This is a genomic window from Priestia sp. HNGD-A6 (genome assembly GCF_045784335.1).
Lineage (GTDB): Bacteria > Bacillota > Bacilli > Bacillales > Bacillaceae_H > Priestia > Priestia zanthoxyli.
Window position 1 is genome coordinate 1,311,259 of sequence record NZ_CP138621.1, and the last position, 23,714, is coordinate 1,334,972.

Here is a 23,714-nt window from a genome sequence, read left to right on the forward strand (position 1 = left end):
AGTAAATCGTCTTTCATTAGTAAGTAGTTACCCTGTTTCGTTTTTTATAAACTGCTGACTGCTTATTTCATGCCAAAAATTATATACTAGTAGAAAATGAGCTTAAATTAGCCCTACATATAAAACATAAACGGGAGTATAACCATGACTGACTATCTTCAAACATTTCTGCTTGAACATTTAGAAGCAGCAGAGCTTATTAGTGTTCTCTTGAACATCCTTATTAGCATTACGGGCGTATTTCCAAGCGGGCCCCTTACGTTCGTAAACGTAAAATTATTTGGTTTTTGGAATGGATTTTTACTTTCTTTTATTGGAGAAGTTTTAGGTGTAGCTCTCTCTTTTTGGCTGTACCGAAAAGGTTTCCGTACACTTGTTCATACCAAAACACCTTCTCACTCCAAGTGGCTAAAGCTGCTGCGCGTACAAGGGAAAGAGAGTTTTATATTCATTCTTTCTTTGCGATTACTTCCCTTTGTTCCATCAGGCCTCATTACATTCTTCAGTGCTGTAGGAAAAGGCTCCTTTGCGGTATTCATTTCTGCTAGCGCACTTGGAAAAATTCCAGCGCTTTTTATTGAAGTTTATTCGGTTTATCATATTTCACAAGGATCTATGCAAGGAAAAATCATCTTAGTGATTTTAACCATTATTTTACTTTTTTATATAATTAAAAAATGGAAGAAAAAAGCTTAACAGACTATAAAAAGGGAAGACTATCTAAAAATAAGTAAAAACATTATCCTATGTAACTGTAATAAGATAACGTATTGGAGATGGTCCATTGATTTTCCTGTTGGTTTCTGCAAGTATTATTGTTCCTATTATCATGCTTTTTTTCTCACTAAAGTGGAAAGGAGCAGAACTAGTTTTTAATACGCTAGCCCTTCTTTCAGCGCTAGTATTTGGAAATATAGCCGCTGCTTCTATCTATCGTATCTTAAAAAATCATACTGTTTTTATGACGAGCATTCATGCAATCTTTTTAAATTCAGCTTTTTTATTAACCGGTGCATACCTTGGAATCTATGTATTGTATAGACTGTTAGCTCTGACCTTACATGTAAAAAGCCGTTCTTTTAAAGGGACTGACCCCCTAGAGTGAGACAAATAAAAAACACCTTTAAGTTAAAAAACGGGTATGTAGTACCTAACAATAACTTGGAGGTGTTTTTTCTATGGGGACAAGAGTCAGTTATCCGGTAGAAATAAAATTAAAAGCGATTGAAATGAGATTAGCTGGTATACCTGTAAAAGAAGTATTGTCACAGCTGAATATTCGTAATCATACCCAATTGAAAACGTGGATGACATGGTATAAAAATGGAGAAATGCATCGATTTGGACAGCCTGTAGGCAAGCAGTATTCATATGGAAAAGGTCCTGAATTTAAAAGCGAGACGTCTAAGTTAGAGGCAGAGAACCGGCAGTTAAAGCAACAGATTGAGATCTTAAAAAAGTACAAGGAATTGGAAAGGAAGTGGTACCAGAAATTGTAGTAAACACAGTGGAAGAGCTAAAAGGTCAGGTGCCTATTTATCAAATCTGTTTACATCTTAATATCCCTCGATCCACTTACTATCGTTGGAAGCAACATACAAAACGGGATACACTAAAGAAATGGATGGAACAACAAGTTGGTGAACAATGTCATAAACACAAGTTTCGATATGGCTATCGAAAGATTACAGCATTACTCAATCGAACGATGAAGATGAATCATAAGTTTGTGCAGCGTGCCATGCAGAAGTATGGTTGGCAATGTCGCGTAAAACGGAAGAAACGTCAGCGAACAGGGCAACCTTATCAGGTTGCAGAGAATGTATTAAATCGTGAATTTCGAGCTGATCGTCCTCTTCAAAAACTAGTGACGGATATTACCTACTTGCCTTTTGGACCCAAACAGTTGTATCTTTCAAGTATTCAGGATTTATTTAACGGAGAAATCATTGCGTATTCCATTGGTGATTGTCAAAACGTAGCGTTTGTTTTAGATACGTTAAGTCAACTTCCTTCTTTGCCTGAAGGATGCACGCTGCATAGCGATCAAGGTTCCGTGTACACATCGTATGCTTATCAACAAAAAATCAAAGAAAGAGGCATTACCATGAGTATGTCCCGCAAAGGGACTCCCGCAGATAATGCCTCTATCGAATCGTTTCATTCCTCGCTAAAGTCTGAAACGTTCTACCTTGACGAGTTGACATATACTACGACCACCATCGTAGAGCAAACCGTCAAAAACTATATTACTTATTATAACAATGCCCGTATTCAAACAAAACTAAACAACCAGTCACCGGTACAATATCGGCAACTGGTCGTTTAAAAGGTGTTTTGATCCCTGTCTCAAAAACAGGGGTCAGTCCCTAAATAAGAACGGCTTTTTACATTAATGAACAAATTCCATTTTTTCTTCGATTTTATGAAATTTCTCATAAAATTCCTGCGCTGAAATCGGTTTGGAGAAATAGTATCCCTGCACTTCATCACATTTTTCTTTATGAAGAAGTTCTACTTGTTCAACTTCTTCTACACCTTCTGCTACGACGGATAGCTGCAAACTTTTGGCTAGTGTAATAATGGCTCTGACAATCGATACTTCCGTTGTATTAGGATCTAAATCTTTAATAAAAGACCGGTCAATTTTCAGCGTATGAATAGGCAGCTTCTGAATATAGCTGAATGAGGAATATCCTGAGCCAAAATCATCAATCGAAATAAATACTCCTGCATCTTTTAAAATTTGTAGCTTTTCGATTGTTTGCTCAACATGCTTCATCGTTACACTTTCCGTAATTTCAAGTTCTAAATATCGTGATTCTAACTCTACTTCACGTAAGACATCTAACACATAATCAACAAAATCAGTTGTACCAAAATCCACGCTTGATATGTTCACACTCATTTTTAAGGGAGGAAGTCCTTTCAGCTGCCAATACTTATTTTGATGGCACGCTTTTTTTAATACCCATTTCGTCAATGTAACAATAACGCCTGTTTCTTCAGCAATTGGAATAAATTCTGCGGGAGAAATAACGCCCATCTCGGCGTGAGTCCACCGGATCAAAGCCTCCACTCCAGCAATATGGCCACTTTGAATATTGACTTTGGGCTGATAGTGAAGCTCCATTTCACCCAGCTCAAAAGCCTTGCGTAAACCATCTTCAATTCTCATTCGTCGCGTAGTATGAACCTGCATTTCTTTTTGATAAAACAGATAATGATTACGCCCTTGTTTTTTGACTTCGTACATCGCTAAATCAGCATGGCGAACTAGCACTTCAAGCGAACTTCCATCTTTAGGAAATAAACTAACTCCAATGCTTACCCCTAAATAAACATCTCTCGACAGCACTACAAAAGGAGTGGATAAGCAGTCATTTAATGATTGACAGATTTTTCTTACTTCTTCATCCGTCCTATCATGCAGTAAAACTAAAAACTCATCTCCTCCAAAACGCGAAAGAACATCTTGGTTTCTTAGGCAACTCTTCATTCGATCGACCACCTGAAGCATAAGCTGATCTCCAGCATGATGACCAAGCGTGTCATTTACCTGTTTGAAACGATCAAGGTCTAAGAATAAGAAATGAAGCTTTTTTCCTGAAGCAGCTGCTGAATCAATGGATTTCTCTACAATGTTTGAAAACATACTTCGATTTGGTAAATCTGTTAGCATATCGTGAAAAGCCATATATTGAAGCGATTCTTGAGCTTTTTTCTGCTCCGTTACATCTCTAGTTACTGTCTGAAAAAGCGTCTCTCCATTAATTTGAATGAGCGTAGATTTCACTTCTAAAAAGAGTTCCTTACCTAACGCATTAAACATTTTCAACTGAGCTAATGGAGGTCTTGGCTCATCTTTTCTATCTCTTACTGCCTTCAATCCTTTTTTAATATCAGGAACTTGTTCAGATGAAAAGAAATCATATAACGATTTCCCAACGAGCTGGTCTTCAGTTACTCCTAAAAGCTGAATCATAGCATCATTCACGGACACGACCTCTTCTTCTCGATGGACCATAATTGCCAATGGAGAGGAGTAAAACAAGTTTTCATAACGATTTTTTGCTTCAATCAACGTTTTTTCCGCTTCACGCTCTTGCGTCATATTGCGTATATACAGCATATACTCAACCGTCTCTTCAATCGCTACCGCCATCACCGTTATCTCAACCGTAACTTCTCTATTACTTATCAAAAGGGAGTGCTCAGTCCGTCCGTCTTGTAGAGAAGAAAATTTATAGAAGGGCAGCAGCTTAACAACATCACTCCCGATTACATCTGATGCTTTAAGAGAGAAAAGCGTTTCTGCTGCATAATTGAGCGATAAAACATGTCTTTTTTCATCAATCACCAAAATAGCATCCAGGGCAGATTCAAAAAAAGCCCATTTTAAAACTTCTTGTTTTTGTACGCGTCGATCCATAAAAATGGTTAAAAACACAGCCGTAAATAGGCAGACAACAAAAAAAATAATAACGGCGGATAAATATAGTGGATTTAAAGCAAAACCGTTTGATTTTTCAGGCATTGGCATTCCTGAAAAAGAAGCTGCCTGCATACCCGTATAGTGCATACCAGCAATAGCAATGCCCATAATAGTAGAACAAATAAGCTTAGCAAAAACGGTAAGCTTCCCTTCATTTAGCTTTGAGTAAAAACCAAGCCACAAAGCTGTATTAGAAGCAGCAACAGCAATAAGAACAGAGAGAAAAACGACAAATGGATCATATGAAATCATAATGGGCTCCATTGCCATCATGCCGGAATAATGCATAAAAACAATTCCAGCTCCCATAAAGCTCCCCGCAATGGTGAGTGCCTTCATGCTTTTCTTTTGTTTGTGAATGAGGTAAAGGCCTATATAACATCCTGTTATCGCTCCCAAGATTGAGAGAAGAACAAACCATAAATTGTATGAAACATCTACGGGCAAGTGAAAAGCAAGCATGGCAATAAAATGCATGGACCAAATGCCTACTCCCAATGTAAATGCCCCGCTGATTAACCAAAACTGAATAAATTTTGCCCGGGAAATTTTCACACGATTAGCTAACCCAAAAGAAGCGTACGCCGCAGTAATAGCGATAAGGAAAGAAAGTGTAACGAGTAACTCATTGTACGTCCCTTCTAGTAAATGTGTATGATGATTCATTCATGACCTTCCTTCAATTCGTTCTTTTCTTTGTTATCGGTTAAGGCCTAAAAATATTTACTATTTCAAAAGAACTTCTGTTGGATTTACTTCTTACTTTTTGAGCGTCCTGACAATATCGCGCTCACTTTTTCTTTATTGACGGTGTATAAACACGTACAATCATCTGACTTATACGCCTCTTTTAATTGAAACGAGAATTTTTTTAAAAGCGTAATTGAATCTTTATTATTAGGATCGACCTTTGCTTCAATCTCCCGTATATGAAACTCTTCAAAAGCTTTTTCTAGCAAAAGGCAGAGCGCTTCTGTCATGAGGCCTTTTTTCCAAAAAGGTCTGCCTAAATCATACCCAATCTCTGCTTGCTTTTTACCATAATCAATACGGTTTAGACCGCAGGTTCCAATGATCTCATCGGAAGTCTTTAATCGAATAGCATAGCGTATTGCTTTTCCTTCTTTCGTCAAACTTTGAAGAAGTGCAATCATGCTTTCCGCTTGATAAAGCGTCGTAAAGGGCTCAATATTCATATATCTCGTAACCTCTTCATCCGACCAATATGCAAAAACTTTAGAAGCATCTTTTTCTTGAAGAGGAGATAAATATACCCTCATCTATGTTCTCCCTCCTTTTGATGGATGATGGAGCAAGACATTTTCATCTGCGCCTCTTTCACATCTTAAAAAATCTCACATGGTGCACGGAACATGTGAGATTTGACATTTAACTATTTTTTGATTGTGCATCGCGCAGCTGCGTATATAAACGATTAATTGCTACAGTCATTGACTGTTCATAGGAATGATGATCATAATAAACCGCTATATTTTTTAACATTTCATATGTTTGATGATCAAGCTGCACCTCAAGCGTAATTTTTTCGTCAATTGTTGCTGTTTGCAAATGATGAGGCAAGTCCTCTTTTGTAGACACTTGCTCTGCAATATGAATTGCTTCTTCTACTGTTTCAATTCGGCCGTACTGATGCACCCATCTTCTGCCCATTTCAATCGTATCTTTTACAAACTGACGATTGGTAATGGTATCTTTAATATTAAATTGATGATCCGCCACATATACAGATTGATACAAGATTACACTGATCACTTCGTCTTTTAAATTTAATTTTCTCAGCTCATCAATTAAATCCGCTATATATTTAGGTAAAGGACTAAATGTCCCTCGCACTTCCTTAATTAAATCCATGGCAATGGATTCAGTTGAATTGCGTTTAAATGCTTTTATAATATCTATCATTACATGTTCGTTTGCCATACATACACCACCATTTATGAATCGAATAATTTCATGCTCCTTGCTAATTGGCATAGACATTCACTATTCGTTTAAAATATATACTATTATTCTATTATATAAAAAATATGAATAAGTTGGTATAGGATGAATGATTTATCATTATTTTTTCATAAAATTTTATGAAAAAGAACATGTTTATCTATTACTAGCACAAATCCAGCACTGCAAACAACGGTCTCGCCAAAATCTGAGAAGACAAGCATTTATTATTAGTACATGTGAGTTTTTCTTTGATGGAAGACATTAAATAAAAAGAGACCAAACTACCCCCGCTTATTGAAATGGTCAAAAGATTTTTAGATGTTAGATGACAGAAGGTATCCAATATCAGTAATCAATCTCCTTCCCTGTTCATTGTCACTTAGTCCATCTATCAAAACAACGGCATAATACGTTTCGTTACCTCGCATGAGAATAGCACTATCATGTTCCGCTCCCTGTAGTTCTCCAGTCTTATTCGCAGCTTGAAACGCTGATCCTATACGTGCTGGAAGCTTATGCCGAAACTGCTGCATTTCTAGCATTCTCATTATTTTTTCGCAACTAGATTTTCGCAAAAAGTTTCCTTCACATATTTCCTTTAGGCACTTTACTACGTCAGAGGCACACGTATAATTATCAATTCCTTGTTTAACAGCTGTTTCGTCCATCATATAGCGGTTTAAAACGGTTTTCTTTAATCCTAGATTTTTAGCACATTCGTTAATTTTTTCAAATCCTACTAAAGAAATGAGCTCATTTGTAGCTGTGTTGTCAGAAACCATTATCATAAGGGCAAGCAGCTCTTCCACTTTAATATGTGTTAACCGCGGAAGAGCTCTAAGTACACCTGCTCCGCCAACCGTGTTTTTTTCCATTCTTCGAATGACAGATGTTAAAGCCAAGATGCCCTCATCAATTTGACGAAACGCTTCTATTGCAAGCAGCAGCTTGATTGTACTTGCTGCTCGTTGTTGGATAAAAGAATTAATCTGTATGGATTCTTTCCCTTCAATATGAATCCGTATAAGTCCATTATTACTCCGTTTCCATTTCGTAACTGCATCTTCTATTTTCACTCTTGCTTTTTCCATCATTTTGTCGCAGCTGTTTCAATATAGTTGGTACTCATTATCTTTTGATTGTATAAGTGGCAGGCCACAAAATGATTTTCTTCAACTTCCTGCCACTCTGGTTTTTGAGTCTTACAGGCTGCTACTGCAAGAGGACAGCGTGTATTAAACACGCAGCCAGAGGGAGGGTTAATGGGGCTTGGCAATTCTCCTTTAAGAACAATCCGCTTCCGATTATCCTCAACGTCAGGATCAGGAATAGGAATAGCTGACAGTAGAGCTTGAGTGTATGGGTGAAGCGGTTTTTGATACAGCTCCGAACTTGTTGTTAATTCTACTAAATGCCCTAAATACATAACTCCAATACGATTGCTTATATGCTTTACCATCGACAAGTCATGTGCAATAAATAAATAAGTTAACCCTTTTTCTTTTTGGAGTTTTTTTAATAAATTAACTACTTGAGCCTGTACAGATACATCTAAAGCAGAAATAGGTTCGTCTGCAATAATGCATTCTGGATTTAACGCTAAAGCTCTCGCAATCCCTATGCGCTGGCGCTGCCCGCCGCTGAACTCATGAGGATAGCGGTTGGCATGATCACGATTTAGTCCCACATCTTCTAGCAGCTCATACACCCGGTTCAGCATTTCTTTTTTATTGAAATAAAGTCCGTGAACCTCCATTGGTTCTGAGATAATCTCCTTTACGGTAGAACGAGGATTCAGTGAAGCATATGGATCTTGAAAAATCATTTGCATATTACGATGAAAAGCAAATTTCTCTTTCTCTGATAGCTCATGCACGTTTTTCCCTTTATAAAGCACCTCTCCTGATGTACGGTTATACAATCCAATGATTGTTCGCCCGGCAGTGGATTTTCCGCAGCCGGATTCACCAACAAGTCCAAAGGTTTCTCCTTTTGAAATATAAAAAGACACGCCGTCTACTGCTTTCAAAACCTGCTTGTTCGTAATTGAAAAATATTTGCTCAGCTGCTTTACTTCTAACAAATGCTTCGCTGTCATAACTGCCACCTCCTAATAATAGCGCCGGGCTGCGCACAGCTCTTCTTCATAAAGCGTTCCTTTTAATTCAATCAGTTCGACGGTTTTACCCGTTTTAGGTGAATGAAGCATTTTTCCTCTGCCATAACAAATACCAACATGGTGGATAGACCCCTTCCCTTTTTCATAAGCGAAAAACAATAAATCTCCGGGTTGAATAGAGTCTAATCCTACTTCTTTGCCTTTCCTTGCTTGATCGGTGGCATCTCTTGGAATAAGATAGCCGTTTGCTTTATGAGTAGCATAGGCAAACCCGGAACAATCATATCCCCAAGCACTCATACCCCCCCATAAATATGGAAGATTCAAAAACTGTTCTCCTGCTGCAATAATCATATCTCCAGTTCCTTTTGTTGTTTTACGGTTTCTATCCTCTATTACAACAGCATCTTGATGTTTTATTCTCCCAGTGCCAACCGGTGTTTGAACCTCTAGCCATTCTTTATCTTCTTTTAAAAGAGGCAGCTGCGTTTGATAACTAATTTGCAAGGCTTCTTCCGCTAGCTGCAGTGTCGCAATCGCTACTGATACCACTGCCGTTGGTTTATTTAATGGAGAATATTCAGCTTGGGAAATCAGTTGGTGGAAAGGAACCCACCCGGGATATCCTCTTTCATCTTTAGAAGAAAACTGAGAAGGAATAACGATTTTTGCCCATTTACCTTTCAGTTCCGTTACATATACTTCTTCTCCTAGTAACAGCTGCGTTTGAACTAAATTTTTCTCACAAAGCTCCAACCGACGTGTATACGTTAATTGCTCCAGCCATTTATCTAGTTGTACTGGGACACTTGTTGCATTGTCATCTATTTCTCTGCAAGAGTCACAGGAAGTCCACACAGTCGCCACAGCCACACAAACGTAATACGTTTTTTTATCCATCACTTATTTCTCCTCCCTGCAGGTTTAACCTTCAGCGTTCGACTTTATCTTTTGGTAATGTAATACCGGATTCAAATTCCACCATTTGTTCATAAGTCGACATCGTGGCATAACTTCCAATTCCCACAGCTGTTTGAGGCGAGCAATGCCCGATGCGAAACCCTCTCATAACAGGCTTTTTTAAAGAAGTCAGGTAACTTGTTAATGCCTCTTCTAGTGAAAGCGACTCTGTACGTTTTTTAGGATAGCAGTTATGGAAATCTCCGATAAGAATTCCCGCTGCATCCTGCAGTTTATTGGCCATATACAGCTGTGTCATCATGCGGTCAATTTCATACGGCTCTTCGTCAATATCTTCAATAAATAAAATTTTATTTTTCGTATCTAGTTCAAATGGAGTGCCAAGCGTGCTCACGAGCAAAGTCAGATTTCCTCCTATCAGCTGACCAGTTGCTTCTCCTTCACAAATAGTGTCGAGCGGGCTAATTTGATCCGTATAGTAAAAAGAACGGTGAGAAAATAATTGATAAAAAGCTTGCTTCGTCTCTATATGAACATCTTCTTTTCCGATATCCGACGAAAGCATTGGCCCGTGAAAGGTAACCAAACCTGTGCGCTGATGAATAGCGGTATGTAAAAACGTAATATCGCTATATCCCCAAAAAATCTTTGGGTTTTGCTTAATTAAATTGTAGTTTAATTGCGAGGCAAGCCTAGCAGTCCCGTACCCTCCGCATGCACAGATAATTGCCTTTACTTCCTTATTGGCAAACATCGCATGTATATCGGCTGCTCGCTGTTCATCAGTCCCTGCCAAGTACCCGTTTTTTTTATATAAATGCGCACCCGTTACTACGTTTAATCCTATTTCCTTCAAATATTCTAGTCCTTTTTTTAGATTGTGCTGATTAGGCGGACTAGCAGGTGCAATAACAGCTACTGTATCACCTTTTTTTAATCGTTTTGGTTTGATCATTTGCTACACTCCTTTTGTGTAAAGAAATGAAGAAAGTGAAACTTGGGTCAGAAGGGAATTGAAATCCCCTCTGACGAAAAGTTCCACTTTACTGTTTATCTGCCCACTTCAAATCTAAATAGCCAACAGGATGACGAACAATTCCAGATACGTTATCTTTTATTAAAAACACATAGTTGTAGAAATGAATAGGAATGATCGGCATCTCATCAAATAAAATACCTTCTGCTTTATACATAAGCTCAAAACGTTTTTTATTATCAGTTTCATTCATAGCTTGTTTAATTAACTTATCATATTCTTTATTGCTCCAAGCTGTACGGTTCATTGAATGACCCGTCTGGAAGCTCTCTAAAAAGTTGATTGGATCTGCATAATCAGCTAAAAACGAACTTCGTGACAGCTGAAACTTTAACGCTTTTTGTTCTTCTTGGAAAACATTCCATTCCATATTGGCAAGCTTCACATCTACACCTAGATTTTCTTTGAACATTTGCTGAAGTGCTTCTGCTATTTTTTTATGTGTATCGTCTGTACTGTATGTTAGCGTAATAGCTGGCAGCTTTTTATATCCTTCTTCTTTCATTCCTTTTTTCAGAAGTGCTTTTGCTTCTTTGCCATCTGTTTTTAGTAAGTCGCCGCCTGTTTTACGGAAATCCTTTCCATCTGCATCTTTAAATCCGTATGATACAAACCCGCGAGCTGGTTTTTCTTTATTTTTTGTAACAAAATTAACAATTTGATCTTGATCTACAGCCATTGCGAATGCTTTACGGATATTTTTGTTTTGAAAGGGCTCTTTATCTAAGTTAAAGCGATAGAAGTAAGTTCCCGCTTGGTCTTCGATATGAACATCTCCATCTTTCAACAGCTTTTCACTTAAATCCGATGGAATTTCAGAAACATCTAGTTCTCCATTTTGATACATTTGGTATTCTGTGTTTGTATTTTCAACAATTGCCCATTTTACCTTATCGAGCTTTACATTTTTAGCATCCCAGTACTGATCGTTTCTTTCCATTACTAGATTACTGTTATGCTTCCATTGAGTTAATTTGAAAGGACCATTAGCAACAAACGAATCTGCTTCTGCAAACCATTTCGGATTTTTTGTTGCTACTTTTTCATTAATTGGAAAAAACGCTGGATTGGAAACTACGCTTAAGAAATAGGCTTGCGGACTTTTAAGCGTAACTTCAAAAGTTTTGTCATCTAGCGCTTTGACTCCTACTTGATCAGCACTGCCTTTACCCGTATTAAATTCTTCTCCACCTTGAATGAAATAGCCTAAAAACGCCGCTGGAGAACCAGTCTTAGGATCTAACAGCCTCTTCCATGCAAACACAAAATCACTTGCTTTTACGTCATCTCCATTTGACCATTTAGCATCTTTTCGCAAATGAAATGTATAGACTTTTTTATCTTCAGAAATACCCCATTTCTCGGCCATTGCTCCTTCAGGCTCATCGCTTTTTCCTAAACGAGTCAGCCCCTCCATTAAGTTATTAAGCATATTCCATGAATATGAATCAAACCCAATAGGCGGATCAAAAGACGTAGGTTCTGCGCCATTATTCATATAAAGGACCTTACCGTCTTCTTTTGCTGTACTGCTTTTCTTTTCTGGCTCCGCGCCTGAATCTTTTGTGGCCGTACAGGCAGCAAGTGCAAATATAAGTACACACATCATTAGTAAAGACCCTATTTTTTTCATCATTTTCCCCTCTTTCATAAGTTCGCTATTCATCTATAAATCTAGCTTATAGTTGTTACAAATTTTTGGGCTCTCTCATCTTGAAGCCAGCAGTGCACTTGGTGACTTTCTTTCAGCTTTGTCGACGTAGGATACATGCGATCACACACTTCCATTACGTAAGGACAGCGAGGTGCGAACGAACATCCAGATGGAGGTGCAAATAAATCGGGAGGTGAGCCTGCAATAGGCACAAGCTCACTTTCGTATAGATCTAACCGAGGAACTGAACGCAGCAATCCTTTTGTATACGGATGCTGCGGCGTATAAAAGATGTCTCTTCTTGTTCCAATTTCTACAATCTTTCCTGCATACATTACGGCAACACGGTCAGCTACCTGAGCAACTACACCTAAATCATGGGTAATTAAAACAATGGAGACATCCGTTTTCTGCTGAACATCCTTAAATAATTCTAAAATCTGCGCCTGTATCGTGACGTCAAGGGCTGTGGTAGGTTCATCAGCAATTAGCACTTCGGGGTTGCATACAAGAGCCATTGCAATGACAATACGCTGTCTCATTCCCCCGCTAAATTCATGAGGATATTGCTTTAGGCGTTCTTTAGGATTTGGAATTCCGACTAGCTCCAGCATTTCAAATGCTTTTTCTTTGGCTTTTTCTTTTGAAATGTTTTCATGTTGCATAATATTTTCTGCAATTTGCTCACCTACGCGAAGAGTTGGATTAAGCGCAGTCATAGGATCCTGAAAAATCATCGAAATATCAGCGCCTCGAATGTCTCGCATTTTCTTTTCTGATAGTTTTGTTAAATCCTGGTCTTTAAATAAAATAGAGCCGCTTGTGATCCTGCCCGGAGGTGTTGGAATTAACCTCATGATACTTTGAGATGTTACGCTTTTTCCGCAACCTGACTCTCCTACAATCGCTAGGGTTTCTCCTTTATGTAAATCAAAACTAACGCCTCTTACAGCTTGAACTTGCCCTCCGTAAGTTGAAAACTGTACGTGTAAGTTTTTGATTCGGATTATTTTTTCCATTTGCTTACCTCCTTAATTTCGGATCAAGTGCATCTTGCAGTCCGTCTCCAAGGACATTAAAAGCAAACATGGTAAGAGAAATAAAAAACGCGGGAAAAAACAAACGCCACCAATAGCCTGATAGAATCGTTGATAAACCATCGTTTGCCATTACTCCCCAGCTCGCATAAGGAGCCTGTACACCCAGCCCTAAAAAGCTTAAAAAAGCTTCAGCAAAAATGGCAGTTGGTACGGTTAGTGTCATTTGAACGATAATCGGTCCCATCGTATTTGGAAGCAGATTTCGCTTAATGATACGGCTTGTTTTTGTTCCAAACGTTTTGGATGCAAGCACGTATTCATAGTTTTTTATTTGCAATACTTGCCCCCGTACAATTCTCGCCATCCCGATCCAACCTGTAACGGAAAGTGCCACAATAATCGTAGAAAGCCCGGGTCCCATGACTACCATTAGTAAAATTACCACTAATAAATAAGGAAGACCGTATAAAATTTCAATTACGCGCATCATGACATTATCTGTTTTTCCTCCTTTATAGCCTGAGAAGCCCCCGTAAATGACACCGATGATAAAATCAATAAGCGCTGCCATCAGCCCTACAAATAAAGAGATTCTAGCCCCGTACCATGTCCGAGTGTACATATCTCTGCCTAAGTCATCCGTTCCAAACCAATGACTAGCTGAAGGAGGAAGGTTTTGCTCTGTAAAAGAGGCTTTCGTTACGCTGTAGGGTGAAAACATAGGACCGAATATAGCCATCACAACGAGGATGACTAAAAAAAAGAGACCCAGCATGGCCAACTTGTTTTTTACAAGCCTGCGCCATGCATCATGCCAATAAGAAAGACTCGGCCTTACAACTGCTTCGGCTTCAGATTTCTTTTTTTTCTTTGGCGTAAACCACTCATCAGGAATTTGCTTATACTCCTGTTTTTCCAGCACGTTATCCCTCCTTCTTATACAGTTTGATTCGTGGATCAAGTATTCCGTAAGCAATGTCTACTAAAAAAAGCATAATGATGAGAATCGAACTGTAAAAGACCGTAGTGCCCATAATTACGGGGTAGTCTCTCGTATTAATACTGTCCACAAAATATTTCCCCATGCCAGGAATAGCAAAGACTTGTTCAATAACAAATGTGCCAGTTAATACGCTGGCTGCAATCGTTCCAAGAACTGTTATAACAGGCATTAAAGCATTTCTAAGCGCGTGTTTAAATACAATTTTCATTGGCGAAAGCCCTTTTGCACGCGCTGTTCGAATATAATCTTGAGTCAGTACTTCTATCATGCTTGAGCGAGTCAAACGTGCAATAATAGCCATAGGACCTGTGGCAAGAGCTAGAGTCGGAAGAATCATATGTAAAGGGCTCGTCCACGTAGCAGCGGGTAAAATTTTAAAATTAACAGAAAGCTGTTGAATTAACAACGTGGCCATAACAAAATTTGGAATCGACAATCCGATAACTGCTATGCTCATCGCAATGTAATCAATTATTCCGTTTCTTCTAAGAGCAGCGATAATGCCTAGTGTAATACCGGAAATCACCGCAAGAATTAACGTCACCATTCCAAGTTCAAATGACACGGGAAACCCTCTTCCTAAAAGGTCGTTAACCGTTTGAGACGGCTGTTTAATAGAAGGACCAAAGTCAAAGGTAACAATGGATTTCAAATAAAGAACATATTGCACAACTAGCGGCTCATCTAAGTGATAAAATGATTCCAGGTTTTTTTGAACTGCATCGCTTGTCGCTCGTTCTTCATTAAATGGAGATCCAGGAATCGAATGCATTAAAAAGAAGGTTAAGGTCACAATTACCCACAGCGTAACAAGCATGGATAAAAATCGCTTTAAAATATAACTTTTCACCTTTATCCCACCTTCTAACAGAATGTTGTGCGCGTAGCTAATTCAGTCATAACAAGCATGGCCTGATAAGCTTCTAAAATATCTTTTGCTTGAAACCGAACGGTCGTCGTTCCAGGTTCAATTTCTGTGCCCGGCATTAAATGCGCCCACTCTGCTTGACCATAATTTGCAAATTCTATTCGTAAGGTTGGGTGTTTAGGTGGAATTAAAGGTTTAACAAGGTGTTTGTGCTGAATAGCTGCGGCTGTTTTTTCTTGAAGTAATTGTTCTGCTTTCTTAGGGGTTAATGTTTTGGCTGCAGAACGTGAAATGGCCTGTTTGACGATAGCAGTCGTCACGTTTGGAATAAGCTGCTGTGCTTCCAGCGCCGTTTGGTCATCACCAGCTACCATTAAAACTGGCACACCGTAATAGCCTGCGACGTATGCGTTGAAGCCTAACTCTCCAATATTCATATCGTCTATGTACATATTGCGAGCACCAAATATCATTGAATGAGACATGACACCAGGCATGGATGCTTTAGCATGATACCCTAGAAATATAGCACCATCAAAAGTCTGATCTAATCCCTGTACCATTGAATATGGTTTTACGCTTCCTGAAATAAGCTGAGTTTCTGGATGAAGCCGTTCAACAAGGAGATTATTCATACTCGAATGACTGTCATTTACCACAACTTCTGAGCACTTTTCTCTAAACCCTGCATAAATGACTGCATTCGCTTCATCCGTCATTATTTGGCGGCTTCTTTCATAATTCTCTTTCTCTCGCAGAACATTTGTGTGATCGACGAGTCCCGTAATTCCTTCCATATCAACCGACAGGTATAGTTTCATTTGTCTTATCCCTCCTCCTTCCTTGACTGTTAGTCAGTTTATTATAAATTATTCTTATGTTTATAATTTATAATTGTAAGAAAATTATAAATTATCTTTCTTCTTTTTACAACAATATATTGAATCTTTTGACATTTTACTCGTCATCCTTTTAACAAGATATCGCTTACAAATTGGAAATCCCATGGTAAAATAATAGAGCAACCTGTTGGTTCATTCAGCCGCTCGTCGGCATTAATTGAGGTGTTAAGAATGTTTCGAGTTTCCATTGCTTCGCTACAATGGTTTTTATTTATGATTTCTAATAGTATGATTGTTCCTATTGTAATTGCTTCTCAGTTTCATTTAAACCCAGCAGATTCTATTCAATTTTTACAGCGAACATTATTTATTTTGGCTTTGTCCGGGCTCTTGCAGGTATTTATAGGGCATAAATACCCAATCATGGAAGGGCCAGCTGGCGTTTGGTGGGGCGTCTTTTCTCTGTATGCGAGTCTTGGAACCGTTCTGTTTGGTTCTCACTCCGAAACGCTTCGCGTGCTGCAGTTCACCCTTCTTATAAGCGGGATAATTGCTATTTTAATGAGCCTGTTTGGTCTCATTGATAAACTAGCAAAATACTTTACTCCAACGGTTACCGGTACATATTTAATTTTATTAGTGACGCAGCTCAGCGGTTCCTTTTTAAAAGGAATGTTTGGCATTACAGAAACGAATTCAGCTATTAAACTTCCAATTGCGCTGACTTCAGCTGCGATTTTGCTGCTGACTTTTTATTTATTATCACACCGGACGTTAAATAAACTCAGCATTATTATTAGTATTGGTGTAGGCTGGGGAGTATTTGCAATGTTAGGGTTAGCTAAACCTATCGAATTTCAGGCGCAATTATTTTACATACCTAAAGTGTTTGTATTCGGAGCTCCTCGCGTTGAATGGAATATGGTTGTTACTGCTTTTTTTGTAACACTCATTTTAATCACAAACATGCTCGCTTCTATTCGTGTTGTTGAGTCTGTTTATAAACACAAAGGAGAAAAAATTGAAAAAGACAATATTAAACGTTCCGGGATGGTTTCGGGTATAAGCCAGCTGCTTGGAGGATTGTTTTCAGGTGTCGGTGCCGTTCCTATTTCAGGTTCCGGTGGATTTATTTCAGCTACAAATATTTATAGCCGAGTTCCTTTTATTGTAGCATCGTGTCTTTTGCTTTTTCTGAGTATCTTTACTCCTTTAACATCCATTATGTCCGCTCTTCCTCCTGCCGTCGGATACGCGGCAATCTTTCCTGTTTTTACAGGTATGATGGCTCTTGGAATTGGAGAATTCAAGCATGCCAAACAGCCCGAAAAAGCAATGAAAAAAGCAGGTATTGCGCTGCTGTCGGGGATAGGGGTTATGTTTTTGCCTTCTCAAGCTTTTTCAACACTTCCTCCTTTAGTTACTACGTTTTTAAGCAATGGATTAGTTCTTGGTACCATTATCATTCTTGCACTGGAAATTTCCGAATCACTTTCGTTGAAAAGACAAGATGCAAAAGAGGGATAAAAAAAAGAAGCTGAAACTCAGCTTCTTTTTTTACCTTTTTACCGTTAATCCTTTTAGTTCATCGTCTTCCATAGCCATTTCATAAAATTCTCCCGTTTCATCGTGCGCTAAAACATAATCCAACTCTTCCTGAGCAGAGGCAGTTTTTCCAAGAACAGCTAGGTAGCATGCCAAGTTATAGCGAATAAAAAGATCTTCGTCTCCGCTTTCTACTCTGGTTATCATAAGCGAAGCTGCTGCTTCTGTTTCACCTTCTAAATGATACGCGATACCTAAATCGGTATACATTCCTTCATACTCTTGACGCTGTTCAATTGCTTTTTGAAGAAGCTGAACAGTTTCATGATAACGTTCCGTTTTATTATACAGTTTTGCTAGTCCTGCATATATGTCAGGCTGATAAATCTCCTGCTGAAGTAATTCTTGAAAAGCAGCCTCTGATTTTTCTACCTCTTCAAGGTTACTCAAAATAAATGCTCGGTATATCTGCAAATCTATATGATTTGGCTGCTGTTTGAGAAGTTTTTGAACTAAGTTTAGCGCTTCATGTGCAGCCTGTTCATTTTCTTGGATATTAACGAGTATATTGGCTAAATGATAGGCAACATCAAAATCCCAGCTTTGATGCAGCGATTTTTTCAGCACGGTGATGCTATCTTCAATCAACCCTTTCTCTTCGTAAAAAGCCGCAAATGCATGCACAGCCTCTTTATTATTTCGATCCGTTTTTATGGCAAGTTCATACAATTCAATCGTTAAGCCAAGCAGCGTAACCGTTTTTGCTTTTGCTTTGAATTTTGCTAAGCTTCGTTTGAAGATAGATCCTTGCTGCTCTTCTACGACCGAATCGGCATACTCATTTAAAGCCTCGGCTGCGTTTTTAAATAACAAACTTTTGCTTTGTTTTTCCATTTTTATCTTTTTTAAATCTGCCGTAAGCCCGGACAGTTTTTTTCCATTTGGAAAGCTAGACATGAACGTTTGAAATAGAGCGTAATCTTCCGGATCCTCACTTAGCAACTCTGTAAGAACTTTTCTAGCTTCTTCATATCTCTGTTCCATGATGAGCCATTTTGCCTGATGATGGCGAATAGCAGGATTCTGTAGATCTAGTTCAAGAGCCTTCTCTAGATACGCTTCAGCCTGTGAAATGTCTCCTTTTAGACGATACACATGAGCCTGGCTGTCAGCGAGCCATTGAGGTAGCACAATTTCCTCTACGCTCTTTAATACCTCTAACAGCTCTTCATACTCTTTCTCTGTTTCACAAAGTGAAGCTACGTGCTCAACGTTTACTTCCATAGGATTCAGCTGTATCCATTGAAGCAGCCAATTTCTTTCAGCCGTTCGATTTTGTTCTTCACAAGCCATTTCGGCAAGCTTCATACAAGCGGCTTCAAATGTTTTATCAAGAGTTAAGCACTTTTGGAAGGCCTCGTTTGCTTCAGTGATGCGATTCATTGATTGATATATTTCACCTAACCGATAATATGGCAAAGCATCTTGCTTGATACGAAGCGCTTGATGATAAAGCTTCTCACTTTTTGTTAGCTGCTTGACCTGTTCGTATAATATGCCTAAATAGCACATGTACAAAATCTCATTAGGGTGCTCTTGATGTTCTGCAGTTAAAAACTTAATTCCACGAGTCAATAAAGCTGTGTCTTCTAAATAACCCGTATATGCTTCTAACACTTCATCTAACGCTGTTTGAGCAAAATGAATTCCTTCTTCATAAAGAGCAAATCCAAACTCTAACGTTTGATTGTCTAGCTCCTTTTGTTTTGCTGCATCTAAAAGCATGCTGCCTGCATCCAACATGACGTCGCTGTTCGATGAAAACTTCTGCGCAATAAGCGTGAGCGTATCAACGGCCGTTAAATGTTCACCTGTTTCTAAATACGCATAAGATAACCCCAAATACATAAGGGCATCTTCCTCTATTTTTAAGCCTTCTTTATACAGAGCAATAGCTTCTTCGTACCTTTGATTCGCGACGTATAAATCGCCTAGTCTTCCTCGAATTGTCATGTCGCCCGGTAGATGCTTCATGCCTTCTTTGAGATAGCTTTCAGCTTCGTCCGTTTTTTCTAGTTGATATTGTAGCAAATCAGCTATCGAAAGATATGGATAAGGAACAGTCGGCAAAAGCTGTTTAGCTACTTGAAACCCCCGGTAAGCTTTACGAAACTTTTTTAAATGTTCATCACAACGGGCTCTTTCAAACCAGCTGTGCGCATCTTTTGGGTTTTCCTTTAATAACGCGTCGAAAAGATTTCTGGCTTCTGCGTATCTTTCTTTCTCCATTAAAATAAGTCCGTGATTGATTTGTGTATAAGATTCATCACTGTACATATTTAAGGAAATAGTCGAGCATTCAAAAGCCTTCTCGAGGTTTCCCTGGTACATGTATGCAAGTGCTAGATAGCTCCAGTTCAAATGCTGCTCTACGTCTAATTGCAGCGAGCTGCGCAGTGCTTCAACAGCCTCATCATATTTCTCTTCATCCAGCGCAATTCTTCCTTTAAGATAGTGATAAAAAGAGCTATGCTTTTTGTTATCTATGTAGTGTAACAAGGAAGATGCTCCCTTACTGTCGTCAAGTTTAAAAAAGGCATATGCGGCGTGAAGCTTAAGATAATCATGATTGCTATATTTCTCTAACACATGATTAATACACGTACGAATATAGGCTTCATGCTCTTTTCTGTACAAATGCTTCATACTGTAAATAGCGGAAAATGGAACATGCTCATTTGCTTTTAATAAAGAAACGAGATCGTTAATGTGGGCCTCTTCATCCGCTTCAACTAGTTCGATTAAGTCATACAGCTGACGGATAAACTCATCTTGCTCTTTAGAAAGTGAAGCGAGATCCGCTGCCGCTTTAGAAGCAACAATTGATAAAAACCCCGAATTAGCGTAATGCTGATCAAAATTTTTATATTCTACATATGTTGGACTTAGAAAATTAGCATCTTGTACATGGAAAAGTTCAAGTTCATCATCGTAGCCAAATACAACTTGAACGTGGGAAGCTTGTTCAAATTCCAGACTGACCAAAATAGGCAGCCCTTTGTCTAATAGTTCTTTAAACTGTTCAACTGTGCCTGTGAAAAACATCGCTGCAAAGCCAAGAGATTCAAAGTAGCTCACCGCAGTTGATAATTTGGATCCTAAGCCGCCGTAAATACGCGTTCCAATCTCATCCTGTGTTTTTTCGGTATGTAAAAGCCTTAACATCATACTCATACTGGCTGGCACGCAATAATTATCTTTTTGAACGATGGGTACAATCGGAAGCTTGATTGTACTGAATTTATCGTCTGTATGCTTTCCGATTAATTTTTGATAAGGTGAATCTTTTAAACATCGCTTGGTCGAGAGCAGATGCATAAGCTGAGATTGCTGCTGCTGTTCAAAATAAATGTCGGCGCGCAGCAGCGTAAAAAAATCTTGATAATCGTGATAGGGTAACTTTGAGTCGATAAATTCAATCGTTTCAAGCAAGAGAGAATACTCTTTTAAATCTTTTAATCGCATGACTTTATCCATATATAAAGACGGAAGCTGTGGATAGCGAACAATAGCCTCGTTAATTGTTTCAAGCGCTTGTTCATGCTTCCCTTCGTACGCATATAAGTCCGCTAGCATTGCATAGCAAAAATCTCCATTCTCCTTATATGCCGTTCCTTCTTTTAAGCAGGCTTCAGCTTTCATTCTGTCGTTGAGCTGCAAATAAAAATAGCCCCATCTGTCAGCCATACCCTTTTGGTTATGTGACGTTACTTGTTTCATCCACTTAGAAGCTTCATCCACTTGTTTCATTTCTAAAAGAATTCTTACCTTTAAAAAATAGATTTTCTCAAGCTGTTCCTTTTTAACTGATTCCGTATCCAGCTGAGAAATTAATAAAGAAAGTCTATCATCAGCGTCAAGTATCTTGCCTTCGCGCAGGAGATCATCGCAATAAAGAGTCACCATTCGAATCGAGCCAAATCGACGATAGCCATATGTCGTTAACATTCGGCTTAAACGATTTAATAAAGCCTCATCACAAAAGCGGATAAGCTCGTACAGCTCTTCTTCCGTTTGTAAGTGTGTCAACCATTCTTTCACAATCCCCGCAAGGCTCTTTGGTTGAAGGCTTTGTACTTCTTCTGTTATATACGCTACAAGATCAAATATTTGATAATGATCCACCATGCTTTTTAATTTCTGATAATTTATACTCAATTCAAAACCACCTTATTCAATAAAATAAGAACTATTACATCTGCTGTCTATAAATTGAAGTATAAGAAATTTCAAGGATTTTTTCTAGACACAATATAAATTTAAGCATATTGACGGGTCTTTAAATAGCAAAGAGCTGTCTTTTATCATAAGACAGCTCCGTAAAATCACACTTCAGCTTTCTTCAGTTTTACGCCGCCTTCAGGTTTTGGTTTGATAGCTTTTAAAACTAAAATGGCACCTACTGCACTAACCCCTAGAGACGTTTGGAACACAGCCATGTCCGACCACTTCATAAGCAATGTATAAAGAGGAGGCCCAGCTGCTACTCCGACAAAGCGCATCGAACTGTAAAGAGACGTAATGGTTCCTCTCTCTTCCTTTTCAATTCCTTCTGTAATAAGTGCATCAAGACTGGGAAGAGCTGCTCCAATTCCAATTCCACCAAGCACTAAAGTGAGTAAAATACTAAAAAGAGACGTATTAAAAAATAAAATGATGAAAGAACATGTTAACAATAAAAAGCCAAAAAAAGCAGACCACTTCATAACGATTTTATTGTTGCCAACTTTTTTCCCCGCCACAAAAGAAGAAATAGATAAAGCGAGCAAAGGAATAGCCATTACCAAGCCTTTTTTCGTATTCACAATATGATAACGCTCCTCTAGTATGGTCGATAGGTAAAATAAAACCCCGAATAATACAAGCATAATAATGGCGCCTAAAATAAAAATAGCCATAAGCCATCCAATATTTTCTTTGAGCGTCTTCTTCAAATCCTTCAAAAACTGCGTGATACTTTTCTTTTTTTGTTCAGATTCAGAAGAACTATCATTTTTCGGAACTTTCACTAAAAAGATAACTAAAAGAATCGAAATAAGGCAAAGAATAGGAATGAACCAAAAAGGAAGAAACCAAATCATAGCCGCTAAAAAAGCTCCCAGTATTGGGCTTAGTACTTTCCCAAACGTATTGGCTGTTTCAATTAAACCTAGTCCTTTTGTAATTTCTTGCTCGTCTTTGAACATATCTCCTACACAAGGCATCACAACAGGCATAGCCCCTGCTGAACCTATTCCTTGAATCGCGCGGCCAATTAAAATAACCCAGAATGGATTGGCCATTTGCCATGAAGCCCAGCCTGTTAAAGCCCCTCCTACTGCAGCAAGCAGCAAACTAGGAATAATAATTTTCTTGCGGCCAAATCGATCTGATAAATAACCAGCAATCGGGATTAAAAAAATAGCGAAAATTGAGTAGACCGTGATAATCATGGATACCTGCAGCGAGCTTATCTGTAGACGTTTTTCAATCACCGGCAACACCGGAATTAACATTGAATTTCCGAGGGTCATGATAAGTGGCACAGAAGCAAGAGCAAGTAAATCCAATTTTTTTCTACTTTCCATAGCGTCCTCCAAACCTTACTTCTAATTAACGTCACAATCACACGTTTTACAATTTAAGCTTTATAAAACTTCTCGTGTTCATTGATTTCAAAGCTTAACTATCTCATTACATAAGATGATGTGTATCTATATTTTTTAGCTAAAAAGGTAATTGCTATTCATGGTTTCACTGTTCTTCTTTAATTTATTGAACTTTGTTATTTATTCTTGTTAATACTTGTAAAAACACATGTTTTTAATCCCATATATGAAGAAGCGTACGAGTATCTCCGTACGCTTCTTCATATATAGGCGTCATCTTATTACACTACTTCACCTCGATGACCATCTCCATCATACATAAACTGTTTATCAATAATATGTTCGATATATATGGTTGTCAAATCGCTTTTTTTCACTTGAGCTACAATTAATCCTAACGGATCACCAATGGTGAAGCTTGTTCCATTTTGAAACATTAACAGCTGCTCATTTAAATGCAATACGCGCTTATAAATTTGTTCTTTCTCTAGGCTGCTGCGGCTCTTTGCTGCTTCGAGCGTTGAAAATAACAAAATGATTTCTTTTCCATTTATTTGTGTACGATACATACACGACCC

Annotated in this window: 19 protein-coding genes; 4 read left to right on the forward strand and 15 right to left on the reverse strand. The window is 38.5% G+C overall.

The window, feature by feature from the left end; translation table 11 throughout:
* Positions 1 to 144 precede the first annotated feature (144 nt).
* The 3 genes from SCI76_RS06685 (at position 145) to SCI76_RS06695 (ending at position 2,329) form a co-directional block, all read left to right on the forward strand.
* Positions 145 to 696, forward strand: a complete 552-nt coding sequence (locus SCI76_RS06685; protein WP_063246889.1) for a TVP38/TMEM64 family protein — start codon at positions 145 to 147, stop codon at positions 694 to 696.
* Between the two features lie 88 nt (positions 697 to 784).
* A complete protein-coding gene (locus SCI76_RS06690; protein WP_407545107.1) occupies positions 785 to 1,105 on the forward strand; it encodes a transposase in 321 nt (106 codons plus the stop codon).
* Positions 1,106 to 1,178: 73 nt separating this feature from the next.
* Positions 1,179 to 2,329, forward strand: a protein-coding gene (locus SCI76_RS06695; RefSeq protein ID WP_155726346.1) for an IS3 family transposase whose coding sequence is annotated in 2 segments (ribosomal slippage) — positions 1,179 to 1,449 and positions 1,449 to 2,329 — 1,152 coding nt in all. Because the reading frame shifts where the segments join, the coding sequence is not laid out codon by codon here.
* 63 nt (positions 2,330 to 2,392) lie between these two features.
* On the opposite strand, the gene SCI76_RS06700 is transcribed toward SCI76_RS06695, so the two are convergent.
* From SCI76_RS06700 to SCI76_RS06755, 12 genes are all read right to left on the reverse strand, one after another.
* A complete protein-coding gene (locus SCI76_RS06700; protein WP_407545108.1) occupies positions 2,393 to 5,161 on the reverse strand; it encodes an EAL domain-containing protein in 2,769 nt (922 codons plus the stop codon).
* Between the two features lie 86 nt (positions 5,162 to 5,247).
* Positions 5,248 to 5,775 (reverse strand): GNAT family N-acetyltransferase, encoded by a 528-nt coding sequence (locus SCI76_RS06705; RefSeq protein WP_028414016.1) that lies wholly within the window; start codon positions 5,773 to 5,775, stop codon positions 5,248 to 5,250.
* Positions 5,776 to 5,884: 109 nt separating this feature from the next.
* Positions 5,885 to 6,436: a hypothetical protein gene (locus SCI76_RS06710; RefSeq protein ID WP_013056190.1), complete on the reverse strand. Its 552-nt coding sequence runs from the start codon at positions 6,434 to 6,436 to the stop codon at positions 5,885 to 5,887.
* A gap of 338 nt (positions 6,437 to 6,774) precedes the next feature.
* Complete coding sequence (locus tag SCI76_RS06715; protein WP_230684692.1) at positions 6,775 to 7,536, reverse strand: serine hydrolase; 762 nt, start codon at positions 7,534 to 7,536, stop codon at positions 6,775 to 6,777.
* A 14-nt stretch (positions 7,537 to 7,550) separates the two neighbouring features.
* A complete protein-coding gene (locus SCI76_RS06720; RefSeq protein WP_407545109.1) occupies positions 7,551 to 8,558 on the reverse strand; it encodes an ABC transporter ATP-binding protein in 1,008 nt (335 codons plus the stop codon).
* A 12-nt stretch (positions 8,559 to 8,570) separates the two neighbouring features.
* The gene (locus SCI76_RS06725) at positions 8,571 to 9,479 is read right to left on the reverse strand and encodes a C40 family peptidase (protein ID WP_221831786.1); all 909 of its coding nucleotides are present in this window, start codon (positions 9,477 to 9,479) and stop codon (positions 8,571 to 8,573) included.
* 31 nt (positions 9,480 to 9,510) lie between these two features.
* Positions 9,511 to 10,455, reverse strand: a complete 945-nt coding sequence (locus SCI76_RS06730; RefSeq protein WP_028414020.1) for an LD-carboxypeptidase — start codon at positions 10,453 to 10,455, stop codon at positions 9,511 to 9,513.
* An 88-nt stretch (positions 10,456 to 10,543) separates the two neighbouring features.
* Complete coding sequence (locus tag SCI76_RS06735) at positions 10,544 to 12,187, reverse strand: peptide ABC transporter substrate-binding protein (protein ID WP_407545242.1); 1,644 nt, start codon at positions 12,185 to 12,187, stop codon at positions 10,544 to 10,546.
* Positions 12,188 to 12,210: 23 nt separating this feature from the next.
* Positions 12,211 to 13,209, reverse strand: coding sequence for an ABC transporter ATP-binding protein (locus SCI76_RS06740; protein WP_221831788.1), 999 nt, complete (start codon positions 13,207 to 13,209; stop codon positions 12,211 to 12,213).
* Between the two features lie 4 nt (positions 13,210 to 13,213).
* Complete coding sequence (locus SCI76_RS06745) at positions 13,214 to 14,152, reverse strand: ABC transporter permease (RefSeq protein ID WP_028414023.1); 939 nt, start codon at positions 14,150 to 14,152, stop codon at positions 13,214 to 13,216.
* 1 nt (position 14,153) lies between these two features.
* On the reverse strand, positions 14,154 to 15,083 hold the full coding sequence (locus SCI76_RS06750) for an ABC transporter permease (protein WP_080963405.1): 930 nt from the start codon (positions 15,081 to 15,083) through the stop codon (positions 14,154 to 14,156).
* A 14-nt stretch (positions 15,084 to 15,097) separates the two neighbouring features.
* Positions 15,098 to 15,922 (reverse strand): M55 family metallopeptidase, encoded by an 825-nt coding sequence (locus SCI76_RS06755; RefSeq protein WP_048018508.1) that lies wholly within the window; start codon positions 15,920 to 15,922, stop codon positions 15,098 to 15,100.
* 252 nt (positions 15,923 to 16,174) lie between these two features.
* On the opposite strand from SCI76_RS06755, the gene SCI76_RS06760 reads away from it, so the two are divergent.
* Positions 16,175 to 17,470, forward strand: a complete 1,296-nt coding sequence (locus SCI76_RS06760) for a purine/pyrimidine permease (protein ID WP_048018507.1) — start codon at positions 16,175 to 16,177, stop codon at positions 17,468 to 17,470.
* Positions 17,471 to 17,500: 30 nt separating this feature from the next.
* On the opposite strand, the gene SCI76_RS06765 is transcribed toward SCI76_RS06760, so the two are convergent.
* The 3 genes from SCI76_RS06765 to SCI76_RS06775 form a co-directional block, all read right to left on the reverse strand.
* Positions 17,501 to 21,706: a tetratricopeptide repeat protein gene (locus SCI76_RS06765; protein WP_048018506.1), complete on the reverse strand. Its 4,206-nt coding sequence runs from the start codon at positions 21,704 to 21,706 to the stop codon at positions 17,501 to 17,503.
* A 167-nt stretch (positions 21,707 to 21,873) separates the two neighbouring features.
* Positions 21,874 to 23,115 (reverse strand): MFS transporter, encoded by a 1,242-nt coding sequence (locus SCI76_RS06770; RefSeq protein WP_028414028.1) that lies wholly within the window; start codon positions 23,113 to 23,115, stop codon positions 21,874 to 21,876.
* Positions 23,116 to 23,417: 302 nt separating this feature from the next.
* Positions 23,418 to 23,705: a hypothetical protein gene (locus SCI76_RS06775; RefSeq protein ID WP_028414029.1), complete on the reverse strand. Its 288-nt coding sequence runs from the start codon at positions 23,703 to 23,705 to the stop codon at positions 23,418 to 23,420.
* Between the last annotated feature and the right edge of the window lie 9 nt (positions 23,706 to 23,714).